This is a genomic window from Sinorhizobium fredii USDA 205, from assembly GCF_001461695.1.
In the GTDB taxonomy this organism is placed as follows: Bacteria; Pseudomonadota; Alphaproteobacteria; order Rhizobiales; family Rhizobiaceae; genus Sinorhizobium; species Sinorhizobium fredii.
Genome location: NZ_AUTC01000024.1, coordinates 1 through 14367, shown reverse-complemented (window position 1 = coordinate 14367; position 14367 = coordinate 1). Strand labels below are relative to the sequence as shown.

The following is a 14367-nucleotide window of genomic DNA, read 5'->3' as shown; positions in this document are numbered from 1 at the left end:
GAACCCCGTGAAGGGAGAGACATGATGGCAACGAATCCAGGAACCGACCAGCAGGATGTCATCTTCGGCACCGATACGACCGATACCCTGTCAGGCGGTTTCAGCTCCGATCGGATATTTGGGTACTCCGATAATGATGTGCTGTCCGGCGGGTTTCAAGGTGACGGGCTCAACGGGGACAATGGCAACGACTCAATCAGCGGCGGCTCCGGCGCCGACACCATTCAGGGGGGGATCGGAGCCGATACGATCGATGCCGGCACGGGCGACGACCTAGTGATAGCTTCGCGGACTGAACTTGACGGGGACGTGGTTGATGGCGGATTGGGGTTCGATTCGTTGTGGCTGTCCTTATGGGATCATACGACCGCGCTCACCTTCGTCGCCCCGGACCCGATTGCGCAATCGACACTGCTCGGTGGGATCAAGGTCACCAACGTCGAGCAATTTACGATTGTCGGTACGAGTTTCGGCGACACGATCACCGGTGGCCGTTGGAATGACGTCCTCAGCGGCGGCGATGGAAACGACACGCTCAGCGGCGGCATCGGTCGAGATTCGCTCAACGGCGGGACGGGGGACGACACGCTCAACGGCGGCAACGGCATCGACGTTCTAAGTGGCGATGCCGGCGCGGACACGATCAGGGGCGGCTACGGCAACGACAGCGGCGATGGCGGCGACGGCAACGACGAGCTCTACGGCGAGGCGGGCAATGACAATCTCACCGGCGGCAATGGGGATGACGCGCTTTCGGGCGGCGACGGCGACGATGTGCTGTCGGGCGACTACGGGTCGCCCCAGGGCGGGAGCGACACTCTCGACGGGGGTAGCGGCGACGACATTCTCTATGGCGGCGCCGGGACCGACTCCGTCACTGGCGGAGACGGCAACGACTATGTCGGCGTTACGATCGGCAACGGCGAGGACACCATCAACGGCGGCGCGGGCATTGATACTCTCGAAGTCCGGAAACTGAGTGGCACCTTCACCGCCAAGGCGTCCAATCTCTCCAATACACTGTCGGATGGCACGACCTTCATCAACATGGAGGCATATTCGCTTACCAGCGGTTTCGGCACTTCAACCGTTGAAAACTGGACTACGGGTGACGGCAACGACACGATGTACGCCTTTGACGGGAACGATATTCTCAGCAGCGGGAAGGGCAACGACTATATCGATGCCGGAGTTGGCGTCGACATCGTCAACAGTGGCGACGGCAATGATAGAATTGTGGCCGGCAACGGCGGCAAGGACACGATCAGGGCTGGTGCCGGTACGGATACGGTCACCATCGAGCGGCGCGATGCGGCCACGGCGCTCACCTTTTCGATCACCGGCGTGACCGGCACAATCAACGACGGCACGACCGTCTCCGACGCTGAGCATTATTCCATCTATGCAGGTTCCGGGAGCGATACACTGACCGCAGGCGCGGCGCTTTCCGTCAAGTTCTATGGCGCCAACGGCAATGACAGGCTGACGGGCGGAAAGGGCAGCGATTGGCTCGACGGGGGAGCGGGCAATGATACGCTCACAGGTGGAGACGGCAACGACACGATTTATGACGAGGGCGGCGCCAACACGGTCGATGCGGGCACCGGCAACGACCTAGTGGACATCGAGATCGGCTCGGGCACCGCTGCCAATTCGGTCCTGCTGGGAACCGGCAATGACTTGGTGAAGATCAACTCCGTAGACGGACTCACCGCCGGCAAATTCACCGTCGACGGAGGCACGGGAACGGATACGGCTTCGGTCAACCGCTCCATGGGTACCGCCAACATGAGCTTCGTGCTGTCGCCAAATGCGGTCCTCACCAATGGCGATGTGACCCTCAGGAATATCGAAGCCGTGCAGATCTGGACCGGATCGGGCACCGACAGCCTGACGGGCGGCGCGCTCAACGATCTCTTCCATGGCGGCGCCGGCAATGACACGCTCAAGGGCCTTGCAGGCAATGACAGGCTTTATGGCGGGGTAGGAGCCGACCGGCTCGAAGGCGGTGACGGAAACGACACGCTTCAGGCGACCCATGGCACGCGGTTCGACACACAGGCCGACAGGCTCTACGGTGGTGCCGGCAATGACAGCCTGCGCATCAACCAGGGCGACTATGCCGATGCAGGCACGGGAACCGACCGCGTCTATGTCGATCTCGCCAACCAGGCGACCGGCGTAAGCTTTGCCTTCTCGAACGGCACCGTGACGGTTAACGCGACAACCAAATTTGCGGGCGCCGAAAGCCTGGAATTCTACGGCACCAGCGGCAACGACAGCGTCACCGCCGGCGCTCTCAACGACGTGCTCAAGGGCAATAGCGGCAACGATACGCTGAGAGGCGGCGCGGGCGACGACCTCCTCGAGGATGGCGCCGGAAACGACAAGCTCTATGGCGATGCTGGCAACGACACGCTGATCCGCACCAATGAGATTGGCACCGACAGCTTCGACGGCGGCGCCGGTACGGACACACTGAAGTTCAGTCTCAGCTCCACCATGTCGGTGAAGCTCGACCTTGCCAACAGCGCCAACAACGGCGGCATGGCCAAGGGGTTGACGGTGACCGGCGTCGAGGTCGTCTATGGTTCGGACCGGGACGACGACATTCGCGGCACGTCCGCCAACGAGAAATTCTTCGGTGGCGGCGCCGACGACTTCCTTTTCGGCGGTGCCGGGGACGACGTGCTCGAAGGCGGTGCAGCCGGGGATCTGCTGCAGGGCGGCACCGGCACGAACCAGTTCGTATTCCACAGCGACGGCTTCGGCACGGGCGACCAGATCGTCGACTTCACGCGCGGCCAGGACAAGCTGGTCGTCGACCGCTCGGACTTCGGCATCGCGGCAAGCGGCAATCCCGGTTTCATCATCGGCGCCAACCCGACCGCATCGGGAACCGGGCCGCAATTCCTCTTCGAAACGGACAATGGCCGCCTCTGGTACGACCGCGACGGCACCGGCAACAACTATGACGCCGAGCTGATCGTGACGCTGGCGAATGGCAGCACGCACGTATCGACGCTGGCGATCAGCGACTTCCTGTTTGTGTGAAATCGTCGGTGCCCCGCCGGGCCTGCTCGGCGGGCACCGCAGCAGTGGGGATCATTCATCATTGCGAAGATCTGCACCGATGACGCCCGAACGCTTTGCTGAATGCCTTGTCAGTTTGAGATGGACGACGATCGAGCTGACATCCGCGCTTCAATGCCAGCTCTCATGGGTGGAAGCCATGGAGAGCGGCCATACGGAGATCCCGGAGGATCTCGCTCTCTGGCTCGATCGGCTGGCCCGATGCCATGAAACTGCGGCGGTCCCCACGTCCTATCGCGGCCTGGCGGGGTGATGACACTCTCGACTTTTCCGGAGGAAAACGGATGCACCGTTCTGATCTCTGGCTCCTGCTCGTTTCCGGCTTGCGCATCTTCACGGTGATGCGCGTTCGGCAAATACCGCGGGAATCCCCTCGTGAAACGAAGCCTCTTTCGGAGCGCGAGCAGTTTTCCGCGAGCGGTACCAGATCGGAGGGCTAATCCCCTTTCGAGCCGAACATCTTCTTCAGCATGTCGGCCATCGGACCGGTTGCCGGCAGCTTTTTCGGCTGGGCGGCGTTGCGGGCCTTATGGATATGGGATTGGCCGACCTGCTTCTTCGGCGCCTGCGGCTCTTCCGCGTCGGGCTTACCGCCCGTGGCAAGGGCGATCTTGTTCATGAGTTGTGAGTCCTCGCCTTTGACGAGCATGCCGGCATTATCCGCGATGGTGTCGAGAAGGGCCGAAACCCAGGCCTGATCGGCTTTGGCGAAATCGCCGAGCACATGCGCATGAACCAGATCCTTGACGCCCGGATGACCGATCCCGAGGCGCAGGCGGCGGTACTCCTTGCCGCAATGCGCGTCGATCGACTTGATGCCGTTGTGGCCACCATGACCGCCGCCGATCTTGATCCGCGCCTTGCCGGCGGCAAGGTCCAGCTCGTCATAGATGACGGTGATGTCCTTCGGTGCGAGCTTGTAGAAGCGCATTGCTTCGCCGACCGCCTCGCCGGAAAGGTTCATGAAGGTCTGCGGCTTCATGAGCAGCACGCGTTCGCCGGCGATCTCGCCCTCGGCGATTTCCGCCTTGAACTTCTTCGACCAGGAGGAGAAACCCTGGCGCCGCTGGATGGCATCGACCGCCATGAAGCCGATATTGTGGCGGTTACCGGTGTATTTGGACCCTGGATTGCCAAGTCCGGCGATGATCAGCATGCGGCCGACTCCTGATGCTTCCTGCTTCGCGGAAACGGGCACTGAATTCAGAAGGCGTGGACGCGCTTTCTTCTACGTCCGCCCCTCATCCGCCTGCCGGCACCTTCTCCCGCTCGCGGGGAGAGGGCTAGTCCTCGGGTTTAACCCGAGGAGAGGGGCATTCACCCGTATCCCGCAACTCAACCCCAAACACCGTCATCCGAGCAAGTCAATCTCTATTTCGCCGCCTGCCTTATTCCGTCGGGACGAAGGCCATACTGCTCGTAGATCCGATCCTGGCTTCCCGCGGCGATCAGGCGGTTGAGTTCGACCTGCATGCGGGTGACGATATCATCGGGCATGTCGATGTGGCAGGCGATGCCGTATTGCTTGCCTTCAAGCACCAGCGCCGCTTCGACAGGCTTTCCGTCGGCCTGCATCGTCTCGAAGGTCTTTTCCGAGGTCATCATCAGGTCGACGCGGCCGGCGATGAGCTTCTTGAGCGTCGAGTCGAGGCTGGAGGCATAATCGATCCTCTGAAAGCCATGCTCCTTCAGATAGTTGGCGGAAAAGTCCTCGCGCTGCGTCCCGACGATGAACTGTCTGGCCTCATCGAGAGAATCAAGCTCGATGGCGGAATCCTTGTGGCGCACCATGATCATGTGATCGACGAGAAGCGGCTCGATCCACTTGAACTTCTTGTCCCGCTCGGCATCGTGGCCGGTCGTGAAAACGCAATGGAAGGGTTTGCTTTCTGCAAGCGCAAAGGCGCGCGCCCAGGGCAGGACCTCGATCTCGTACGGCAGCTTGACGGCCTTCATGATCAGGGCGATTTGGTCGACCGAGGCGCCGCTCGCTCCCTTGTCGGTCGAGAAATTGTAGGGCGGGTACTCTTCGGTGACGAAATGGATGGTCTCGGCGTGAGCGGCGGCGGAGAGACCGAGGAAGAATGCCAGGATCAGTTGCTTCACGCCTTATCTCCTTCTGGCCCACTCCTAGGCAGGAGTGCTGGCCTTCGCTTCGGATTCGTTCTCCAGCATGGTCAGCATACCGTCGATCGGCATCGGCCGGCTGAAGAGATAGCCCTGGCCATAATCCACACCGAGCTTGCGCAGGAGTTGCCACTGCTCATCCGTCTCGATGCCTTCCGCGACGACCGTGCAGCCCATCTGGTGGGAGATCGTCCGAATGCCCTTGATCAGCATGCGGCTCTTGCGCCGGACATCGGCGGCGCCGGAGCTCAGGGAGCGCGTGAAGGACTGATCGACCTTGACGATATCCACCGGGAAGCGGTTGAGGTAGCTGAGCGACGAATAGCCGGTGCCGAAATCGTCGAGCGCGATGCGGCAGCCGAACTCGTTCAGCTGTTTCAGGACTGCGTGGACTTCCGGATTGTCGAGCATCAGCACCGCTTCGGTGATCTCGACGACGATGCGCTGCGGCGAAATATGATGCTTGAGAAGGAGTGCTGCGAGCTTGTGGGGCAGGGTCAATTCGAACTGCAATGGCGAGAAGTTGACGGCGAGATAGGTGCTCTGGGTTCCGTCCAGCGCGGAGATGGCAGCAAGATGCCGGATCGCCTTTTCCAGGACGCGGTCGCCGATGCGGCCGATCGTGCCGGTCTCCTCGGCAATGCCGATGATCTTGCCCGGCGGCATCAGGCCCTTGTCCGGATGATTGAGGCGCATCAGCGCTTCGAACCCGACAATCTGCCCGTCGTCGAGGCTGACGATCGGCTGCAGCCAGGCCTCGAACCAGTCTTCCTTCAGGCCGGCCTCTATGCATTGCTCGATCTCGTGGCGCTCGCGCGCCGCGTCGAGCATGCCGGCATCGAAGACCTGCAGGCCATTCTTGCCGTCGCGTTTGCGGGCATACATGGCCATGTCTGCCTTGAGCAGCAGATCGGAGGCGCCGGAGGCGTGGGTCGGGTAGACCGAAACGCCGACGCTGGCGCTGACGAAGAGCTCGTTTCCGGTAATCGGCATCGGTTCGTGCAGCGCCGCGCAGATGCTCTCGCCGATCTCGCTCGCCAGGGCAGCGACGTCCGCTGCGGCAATGAGAATGGCGAATTCGTCGCCGCCGAGCCGCGCGATCACATCTTCAGGTCGAAGCGCCGCCTGTATGCGCTCCACCGTCTGGCGCAACACCGCATCGCCGGCGGCGTGGCCGAAATTGTCGTTGATCCACTTGAAGCGGTCGAGATCGATGAACAGGCAGGCGAGCTGCATGCCGCATTGGTCGGCGCTTAGAATTGCCTCGTCGAGTGCGTTCTCGAACCCTTGCCGATTGAGGAGCCCGGTCAGGTGATCGGTGATCGCCTGGGTGTGGTTGCGGCTTTCGGCCTGTTTCAAGGCCGTGACGTCGGTCATCACCGAGAGCGAGATCCCTCCGCCGCTCGTTTCAGTCTCCAGGATGAGTACGGTCATGAACTCGCCATCCGCCTTGCGGAAGGGCAGGGTCAAATCGCTGATGTCGTGACCATCCGCCGCTGCCGCTTTTGAGCGCTGGTGGTAGGCTTCGTGCCATGAAGGATCGATGAAATCGGTGAAGCTTCGCCTGATCACTTCGTCGCGGAGATAGCCGGTCGCCAGCAGCCAATAGTCGCTGACCGCGCTCAGCCGACCTGCGGCGTCGAGGGAGAAGAGCATGGCAGGCGTCAGATTATACGTCTCCGTCGCGCGATCATGCGCGCTCTTCAACTCCTTTTCCTCGCGCTCGAGCCGGTCCTGCATCGCGTTGAAGTTACCGGCCAAGGCGCCCATCTCGTCGTCCGAGTTCCAGTCGACCCGATGGCGCGATCCGAGGCGCCGCGTCGCTTCGACTGCAGCGGTGAGCCGCATTAGCGGCCGGATCACGATGAAGCGGTTGCCGATCAGCGCCGCCGCGAAGACCGTTGCGACGGCAAACAGGAGGATGCCGAGGATCGCCCACTCGTCCTTGCTGAAGCGTAGCAGGAGGCCGGACGTGGGAACCACGACCGTCAATCCGCCGACGGGTACGGGTCCTTTGACGCTGTCATAGGAAATCGCGGTTTCCAAGGACTTGCCGTCCACAGCGTCAAGGCTTCCCGGGGGCAGTTCGGCAAGGATGTTTCCCGCAGTATCGCGGATCGTGACGGCGCGAACGTCGCTGGCGTTCATCAGCGAAAGAGCAATCCGCTCGATGCCGTCCTGATCGAAGTCCCAGAGCGGCTTGCCAAGCGCTTCGCCGCTTGCTTCCATCAACAGCTCGACGTTCTGCAGTCGCTCCCGCGCGACGCGCTCGCTGGATATGGCGAGGAACAACGCCAACAAAGGCGCAACGAATACAAGCATTGCGCTGCAGACAATCGCAATAAACCGGCTTTCCACCGAGTGCATCATCGGATGCTCCCGGCGGCGCACGTCACCATTCTCAACATTCGGATTCTCTTGCACTGCCACGCTTTGTCCCCCGCGCGCAGCACATCATCAAAACCTTAAATGTTGCTGAAATTGCACGCCGAGATTTCATGAGGCGCGACGGTGCTTCGCGGTTTGCGTGCGGTGCGCAACGAAAAAACCCGCCCCTGGCTATGGGACGGGTCTCTCGAATGCTGCGACCGGAAGGGCGTCAGCCGCTGACGGTGATCGAGGATCAAGCTTCCGCTTCGCCCTCGGCCTCTTCGGCTGCTTCGACTTCCTGCGCGCGGCCGGCGATCGTGGCGACCGTGAAGTCGCGATCGGCGATGACCGGGGTCGCGCCTGCCGGAAGCTTGACGTCCGAAATGTGAACGGTGTCGCCGATCTTGAGGCCGCTGAGATCGACGCTCAGGAACTCCGGAATGTTGTCGGCGGAAACGTTCAGTTCGACTTCATGGCGAACGATGTTCAGCGTGCCGCCCTGCTTGAGGCCCGGAGACTTCTCTTCGTTTTCGAAGTGAACCGGAACCTGGACCGACACCTGGCTGCCCTTCGAGACGCGCAGGAAGTCGACATGCATGGTGAAATCACGAACCGGATCCAGCTGGTAGTCCTTCGGCAGGACGCGGATCTTCTCGCCATTGACGTCGATCGTCGCGACGGTGGTCATGAAACCGCCGGCGTGGATCTTCATCGTCACTTCCTTGGTGGAGAGCGTGATGGAAAGCGGGGCCTGCTTGTCACCGTAGATGACAGCCGGGATAAGACCGTTGCGGCGAAGTTCGCGGGAGGACCCCTTACCAACCCGTTCGCGCGTCTCGGCCTTGAGCTCGTAAGTCTGGCTCATGGATAGACCTTTCTGGTTATTTGGAGAGTTCGTCCGCAACGGGCGGAAAAACCTGAAGCCGCACGCAGCTTCATCCGCGTTGCCTCCAAGGGTGTCTGCGCGGACGCCGGGTCCATAGCGGAGAACCGGCCGAAATGCAAGAAGCGCCGCGCCTGTCAGCTTTTGCGCCGGGAAAAACGCGTAAGCGCCAGCATGAGGCCGCCGGCGACGAGGCCCCAGAAGGCGCCGGAGACGCCGGCAAAACTGACGCCCGATGCGGTGACGAGGAACGTGATGGCGGCGGCTTCGCGGGTCCGCGCTTCGGTGAAGGCGGCCACGGCGGAACTCGAAAAGGCGCCGATGAGCGCCAGGCCTGCGACGGCCTCGATCAGCACCGGCGGCGCCAGGCTGACGAAGGTGGTGACGGCGCCGGCGAGCAGGCCGAATATGATATAGGCAATGCCGGCGTTGATCGCCGACCAGTAACGGCGTTTGCGGTCCGGATGGGAATCGGGACCGGCGCACATGGCCGCGGTGATCGCCGCCAGGTTGACGGCGTGGCCGCCGAACGGTGCGCTGAACAACGAAAAGAGCCCCGTCGTCGCGAAGAGCGGGCCGGGATTCGGGTGATAATCGTTGACCTTCAACACCGCGATGCCGGGAATGTTCTGTGACGCCATGGTTACGATGAAGAGCGGCAGGGCGATGCTGATCATCGCCGCGGCATTGAAAACCGGCGGAACGAATTCAGCCTTGGGGACGAGAGCGGACGAGAGCTTCGCGAAGGCGCCGTCCGGCATCTCGACGCCGAAGGCGATCACAAGAACGAAGGCGAGAAGCGCGGCGGGAACCGCATAGAGCCTGTTGACGCTGCCGACGATCGCCCAGGCGAGGATGATCGGCAGACCGAAGAGGGGATTGAAAGCGATCGCCTTCACCGGCGCGAAGCAGAGGCTCAACAGCACACCGGCGAGCATCGCGTTTGCCAGGGCCGGCGGAATGGAGGACACCACCCGGCCGAGCGGCTTCCAGAGGCCGGCGACGACGATCAGCAGGGCGCAAACGAGGAAGGCCCCGACAGCGGCGTTGAAGCCTCCCTGGACGGCTCCTGTCGTTGCCAGCAGCGCCGCACCGGGAGTCGACCAGGCGATGCTGACGGGAAGCCGCGTGACGGTGCTGATGACGATCGCGCAGACACCCATGGAAAGAGACAGGGCCATCAGTCCCGAGGCTGCCTGGCTTTCCGTGGCGCCGACGCCGGCGAGGCCATGCAGAATGACGGCGAAGGAACTGGCGAAGCCGACAAAGGCGATCAGGACGCCCATGAAGAGGCTTTGCGCTGAGAAATCTCGAAGCATGGCGGACGACCGGTGTTGCGGGCGGGTGTTGCGGGCGGGTGTTGCGGGCGGGTGTTGCGGGCGAGTCACGGGAACTGGCCGACGGCGTAGCACATCGGCGGCCCGGTCGATACTGCCGGCCGGCATGCGGACGAAGGGCTGCGCTCGCCCGACCTTCGTCTGGGTAGACCCGCCGCGCGGTCTCAGCCATAGTGGCCGCCGATACGGCTGTACCGAACCGGGAGATCGGTGCAGGCGATTTGCCGCCGGAGGACGCTTTCAGGGAGGGAGCGAATGCCTGCAATCAGGGACCATACGGAACACGTCTACAGAACGGCGCAACAGTCGTCGGCCGCCGTCAGTTCGCCGGTCGCCGCCTCGTGGCGGCGCTGCATGACCCTGCACGGTCTGGCCCCTGAGGAGGCGCGCTTGCCATGGCGCCTCACGGATGGCGAGTTTCGGCAGGCGCGCGGACGCTCCGAGGTGCTGATTGCGGAAGCCGTCGGCGAACTCGACCGGTTGTTCGCCGTCATCGTCAAGTCCGGATGCTGCCTGTTGCTGACCGACGACAAAGGCATTGCGCTCGAGCGCCGCGGGGCAGACGGGGACGATGCGGATTTTCGCGGCGTCGGGCTTTGGTCGGGGACCGTGTGGAGCGAGGCGAGCGTCGGAACCAACGGCATCGGCACGGCGATTGCCGACGAGCGCCCCGTCGTCATCCATCGCGACCAGCATTTCTTGAGCCGTAATATCGGCTTGAGCTGCGTGACAGCGCCGATCCGCGACGAAGCCGGGCGCATTGCCGCGGCGCTCGACATTTCCACCTGCCGCGACGACGCCAACGAGGCGACGCTCGCGATCCTTTCGCAAGCGGTGCGCGATGCGGCCGCCCGTATCGAGGCAAACCTGTTCCGCCGGGCCTTTGCCGAGGCGCGGATCGTGCTGGTGCCGGCCGATCGCCAAGGTCCGGCGCTGCTCGCCGTCGATCGCGACGACCTTGTGCTCGGCGCAACGCGCGCGGCCCGGCAGTGGCTCGGGCTCGACGACAAGCGCATTGCAGCCGGCGTTCCCGCTTCCGACCTGCTTCAGGAGGGTGTTCCCAGGGAGGGTGCCGAATTGCCGGATGCGGAACGCGCGGCGTTGCGCCGGATGCTGTCGCGCACCAACGGCAATGTGTCGATGGCCGCCGACCTGCTCGGCATCAGCCGTGCAACGCTCTACCGCAAGATGAAGCGGCTTTCGTCGAATTGAGTTGCCGATCTTATCCTAAAAAATGGCCCTCTCCTCGGGTTTAACCCGAGGACTAACCCTCTCCCGTTTTGACGGGGACAGGGGACTGGCACCGGCGCGGCATCACCCCTTCTCCCCGGGCCCGGGAGAAGGTTGCGGCAGCGGGATGAGGGCAGTCCCGCCGATTGCTGCGATGCAGCACAACGATGGACAATAACCTGTCTCAATTCTGAAACAGATGACATCGCAGGCTGCTGCGGTGCACTACCGAAAATCCGCGCTCGGCCTCACTCTACCTTCCACAGCAAATTGGAGTGCTGTTTTTCCAAGGGAGGAAGCGATGCTGCATCAGAAGATTCTCGATAACCCGTTCAAGCACAAGTACGGAAATTTCATCGGCGGTGAGTGGCGCGAGCCGGTCGCCGGCCGCTATTTCGACAATACCACGCCTGTCACCGGCGGGTCGCTCTGCCAAATTGCCCGTTCGGATGCCGCCGATATCGAGCTCGCGCTCGATGCCGCCCATGCCGCCAAGGAGAAGTGGGGCCGGACCTCGACCACCGAGCGCTCCAACATCCTGATGAAGATCGCGGCGCGGATGGAGGACAATCTCGAGCTTCTGGCACGCGCCGAGACTTGGGACAACGGCAAGCCGGTCCGCGAGACCATGGCCGCCGATATACCGCTGGCAATCGATCATTTCCGCTACTTTGCCGCCTGCATCCGTGCGCAGGAAGGCACGATCGGCGAGATCGACCACGATACCGTCGCCTATCATTTCCACGAGCCGCTTGGTGTCGTCGGCCAGATCATTCCGTGGAATTTCCCGATCCTGATGGCCGCCTGGAAGGTGGCGCCGGCACTTGCCGCCGGCAACTGCGTCGTCCTGAAGCCGGCCGAGCAGACGCCGGCATCGATCCTCATACTCGCCGAATTGATCGCCGACCTGTTGCCGCCGGGCGTGCTGAACATCGTCAACGGCTTCGGGCTCGAAGCGGGCAAGCCGCTGGCGACCAGCCCGCGCATCGCCAAGATCGCCTTTACCGGGGAGACGACGACGGGGCGGCTGATCATGCAATATGCCAGCCAGAACCTCATTCCCGTCACACTCGAGCTCGGCGGCAAGTCGCCGAACATCTTCTTCGCCGACGTGCTCAATGAGGACGACGACTATTTCGACAAGGCGCTGGAAGGCTTCGCCATGTTTGCGCTCAACCAGGGTGAGGTCTGCACCTGCCCGAGCCGGGCGCTGGTGCAGGAAAGCATCTATGACCGCTTCATGGAGCGGGCGGTGAAGCGGGTGGAGGCGATCCGGCAGGGCAATCCGCTCGACACAACAACAATGATCGGCGCACAGGCGTCGGGCGAACAGTTGGAGAAGATCCTCTCCTATATCGACATCGGCAAGCAGGAAGGCGCCGAGGTCCTGACCGGCGGCGGGCGCAACGTGCTCGAGGGCGACCTCTCGGGTGGCTACTACGTCAAGCCGACGGTCTTCCGCGGGCATAACAAGATGCGCATCTTCCAGGAGGAGATCTTCGGCCCGGTCGTGTCGGTGACCACCTTCAAGACGGAGGACGAGGCGCTCGAGATCGCCAATGACACGCTCTACGGCCTCGGTGCCGGCGTGTGGAGCCGCGATGCCAATCGCTGCTACCGGTTCGGCCGCGAGATCCAGGCCGGCCGCGTCTGGACCAATTGCTACCATGCCTATCCGGCGCATGCCGCCTTCGGCGGCTACAAGCAATCGGGCATCGGCCGCGAGACGCACAAGATGATGCTCGACCATTACCAGCAGACGAAGAATATGCTGGTGAGCTACAGCCCGAAAGCGCTCGGCTTCTTCTGATCGCCGGCGTCAGAAATCAGGCGGGATTGCGGGCGGCAGACCGCTCACACTTCCTCATCCCGCCTGTGCCGGCGATCCTCCCGGCAGGCTCCCGATGTTCCATCGGGAGCCGTCGGCGTCCAGGAAGGAGCAAACGGTGACGGAAACACATGGCGAGCCGCGCGTGCTTGCGACCGACGCGGCGATCGATCTCATCCGCGAAATCCGGCGCGATCATCCGGATATCCTGTTCCACCAATCGGGCGGCTGCTGCGATGGCTCGTCGCCCATGTGCTACCCGGCCGACGACTACATCGTCGGCGACAACGACGTGAAGCTTGGCGAGATCGACGGCGTGCCGGTCTATATCAGCGCCAGCCAATACGAGGTCTGGAAGCACACCCAATTGATCATCGACGTCGTGCCGGGGAGGGGCGGCATGTTCTCGCTCGACAATGGGCGCGAGAAGCGTTTTCTCACGCGCTCGCGCCTCTTCGGCGGCGGCGAGGCTTGTGCTGTGCCGCCTCGGGCTTTGCCTCGCCGCGAGACATAGTCTGCATTGGGTGGCAAGCGGTCGCCCGCAGCGACCAGCACGAAGGGACGCGATGCGGGACAAAGCTGCCGTTCAGCGTGGCCTGATTCATTTCGGATCTGCGAAGATCCTTGGGCCGACCGCAAAGATCAAAGATTCTGCCAAGCGGTGAGTTCGGGAAACCTATGATGCATAGCGAGAGAGCGGTCGCTTAACCGATTTTTGCAGGCTCGGACGCACCACCACTGACAGGCTAGCGCCTTAAGGCACGCGGTCAGGTGCAATTATACCGCCTTCATTCTCAAGTATGTCGATACGTTTGGCTTCAGATTTTGAGAATTTCAGGCGCACGCCGATGCCCCCGCCATTGTCAGGAATGAAGACGGCGCCGCCTCTTTCCAGAGCTGATTGCAAGGCAAACACTTCATCATCATTCGGTTTGTCGAGCTTACGTTCAAAACGAAGGATGGTTTCCACGCCAACATCGGCAGATATTGCGAGGCGCTCGCGCGAGAGGTCGGTAAGTGCACGTGCCGCACGACATTGGGACCCAGTAATCATGGTCTATTTGTCCTTTTCTGCAAATCGGACCGCCTACCATGGGAGCGATCAACCGTGGCCATTCGGCCAGCAAAGCAAAGCACCAATGCCGGCCGCGCTCGAGCCGCTGAAAGGGTCCGCACATCAGCGATGATCGTTCTCTGCTTTGCAAGAAGGCTTCATGGCTCGGAGGAACGGAAGGCTTCGCTTCCGCCCGATGCTTGGTAACTGCCAACATCGTCAGTTTGTGCTGCCTATCATCCCGACCGGTCCAGCCCATCGTCTGACCGGCTGACAAGCCGAGAAGGGCAGTTCCGATGGGTCAGGACGGATATCTTTCCTGCCGAAATATCCGCGTCTTTCGGGAACACAAGCGTCACTGCTCGCCCATCTCCGGCTCACTGTGCGCCATCACCAGACCTCTCCGGTTCGCTCGAAGACGAGCCACGCGGTTCCCTTTTGCGCG

General features: G+C 62.4%; 11 protein-coding genes. 5 read left to right on the top strand and 6 right to left on the bottom strand.

Annotation, left to right across the window (positions count from 1 at the left end):
* The first annotated feature begins 24 nt into the window (after positions 1-24).
* Positions 25-3054, top strand: a complete 3030-nt coding sequence (locus N181_RS03335; protein WP_060563239.1) for a beta strand repeat-containing protein — start codon at positions 25-27, stop codon at positions 3052-3054.
* A 79-nt stretch (positions 3055-3133) separates the two neighbouring features.
* On the top strand, positions 3134-3346 hold the full coding sequence (locus N181_RS03330) for a hypothetical protein (RefSeq protein ID WP_037400814.1): 213 nt from the start codon (positions 3134-3136) through the stop codon (positions 3344-3346).
* Positions 3347-3529: 183 nt separating this feature from the next.
* Here N181_RS03330 and pth read toward each other — a convergent pair whose 3' ends face one another.
* The 5 genes from pth to N181_RS03305 form a co-directional block, all read right to left on the bottom strand.
* Positions 3530-4249, bottom strand: coding sequence for an aminoacyl-tRNA hydrolase (gene pth, locus N181_RS03325; RefSeq protein WP_037437113.1), 720 nt, complete (start codon positions 4247-4249; stop codon positions 3530-3532).
* 215 nt (positions 4250-4464) lie between these two features.
* Positions 4465-5199: a substrate-binding periplasmic protein gene (locus tag N181_RS03320; RefSeq protein ID WP_037400818.1), complete on the bottom strand. Its 735-nt coding sequence runs from the start codon at positions 5197-5199 to the stop codon at positions 4465-4467.
* A gap of 24 nt (positions 5200-5223) precedes the next feature.
* On the bottom strand, positions 5224-7590 hold the full coding sequence (locus N181_RS03315; RefSeq protein ID WP_037400820.1) for an EAL domain-containing protein: 2367 nt from the start codon (positions 7588-7590) through the stop codon (positions 5224-5226).
* Positions 7591-7843: 253 nt separating this feature from the next.
* Positions 7844-8455, bottom strand: coding sequence for a 50S ribosomal protein L25/general stress protein Ctc (locus tag N181_RS03310; protein WP_014329125.1), 612 nt, complete (start codon positions 8453-8455; stop codon positions 7844-7846).
* Between the two features lie 155 nt (positions 8456-8610).
* Positions 8611-9792, bottom strand: coding sequence for a benzoate/H(+) symporter BenE family transporter (locus N181_RS03305; RefSeq protein ID WP_014329124.1), 1182 nt, complete (start codon positions 9790-9792; stop codon positions 8611-8613).
* Between the two features lie 273 nt (positions 9793-10065).
* Here N181_RS03305 and N181_RS03300 point away from each other — a divergent pair, with 273 nt between their 5' ends.
* The 3 genes from N181_RS03300 (at position 10066) to N181_RS03290 (ending at position 13382) form a co-directional block, all read left to right on the top strand.
* Complete coding sequence (locus N181_RS03300; protein WP_060563238.1) at positions 10066-11022, top strand: helix-turn-helix domain-containing protein; 957 nt, start codon at positions 10066-10068, stop codon at positions 11020-11022.
* 319 nt (positions 11023-11341) lie between these two features.
* Positions 11342-12850, top strand: coding sequence for an aldehyde dehydrogenase (gene adh / locus N181_RS03295; RefSeq protein ID WP_014329122.1), 1509 nt, complete (start codon positions 11342-11344; stop codon positions 12848-12850).
* A gap of 94 nt (positions 12851-12944) precedes the next feature.
* Positions 12945-13382 (top strand): DUF779 domain-containing protein, encoded by a 438-nt coding sequence (locus tag N181_RS03290; protein WP_050984157.1) that lies wholly within the window; start codon positions 12945-12947, stop codon positions 13380-13382.
* Positions 13383-13622: 240 nt separating this feature from the next.
* Here N181_RS03290 and N181_RS03285 read toward each other — a convergent pair whose 3' ends face one another.
* The gene (locus N181_RS03285; RefSeq protein ID WP_037400824.1) at positions 13623-13922 is read right to left on the bottom strand and encodes a helix-turn-helix domain-containing protein; all 300 of its coding nucleotides are present in this window, start codon (positions 13920-13922) and stop codon (positions 13623-13625) included.
* Positions 13923-14367: the final 445 nt, after the last annotated feature.

Bases quoted from the DNA above. Each gene is read 5' to 3' on its own strand.
- N181_RS03335 (WP_060563239.1), top strand. From the start codon at position 25: ATGGCAACGAATCCAGGAACCGACCAGCAGGATGTCATCTTCGGCACC.
- N181_RS03315 (WP_037400820.1), bottom strand. From the start codon at position 7,590: ATGATGCACTCGGTGGAAAGCCGGTTTATTGCGATTGTCTGCAGCGCA.
- adh (WP_014329122.1), top strand. From the start codon at position 11,342: ATGCTGCATCAGAAGATTCTCGATAACCCGTTCAAGCACAAGTACGGA.
- N181_RS03285 (WP_037400824.1), bottom strand. From the start codon at position 13,922: ATGATTACTGGGTCCCAATGTCGTGCGGCACGTGCACTTACCGACCTC.
- N181_RS03310 (WP_014329125.1), bottom strand. From the start codon at position 8,455: ATGAGCCAGACTTACGAGCTCAAGGCCGAGACGCGCGAACGGGTTGGT.
- N181_RS03305 (WP_014329124.1), bottom strand. From the start codon at position 9,792: ATGCTTCGAGATTTCTCAGCGCAAAGCCTCTTCATGGGCGTCCTGATC.
- pth (WP_037437113.1), bottom strand. From the start codon at position 4,249: ATGCTGATCATCGCCGGACTTGGCAATCCAGGGTCCAAATACACCGGT.
- N181_RS03330 (WP_037400814.1), top strand. From the start codon at position 3,134: ATGACGCCCGAACGCTTTGCTGAATGCCTTGTCAGTTTGAGATGGACG.
- N181_RS03290 (WP_050984157.1), top strand. From the start codon at position 12,945: ATGTTCCATCGGGAGCCGTCGGCGTCCAGGAAGGAGCAAACGGTGACG.
- N181_RS03300 (WP_060563238.1), top strand. From the start codon at position 10,066: ATGCCTGCAATCAGGGACCATACGGAACACGTCTACAGAACGGCGCAA.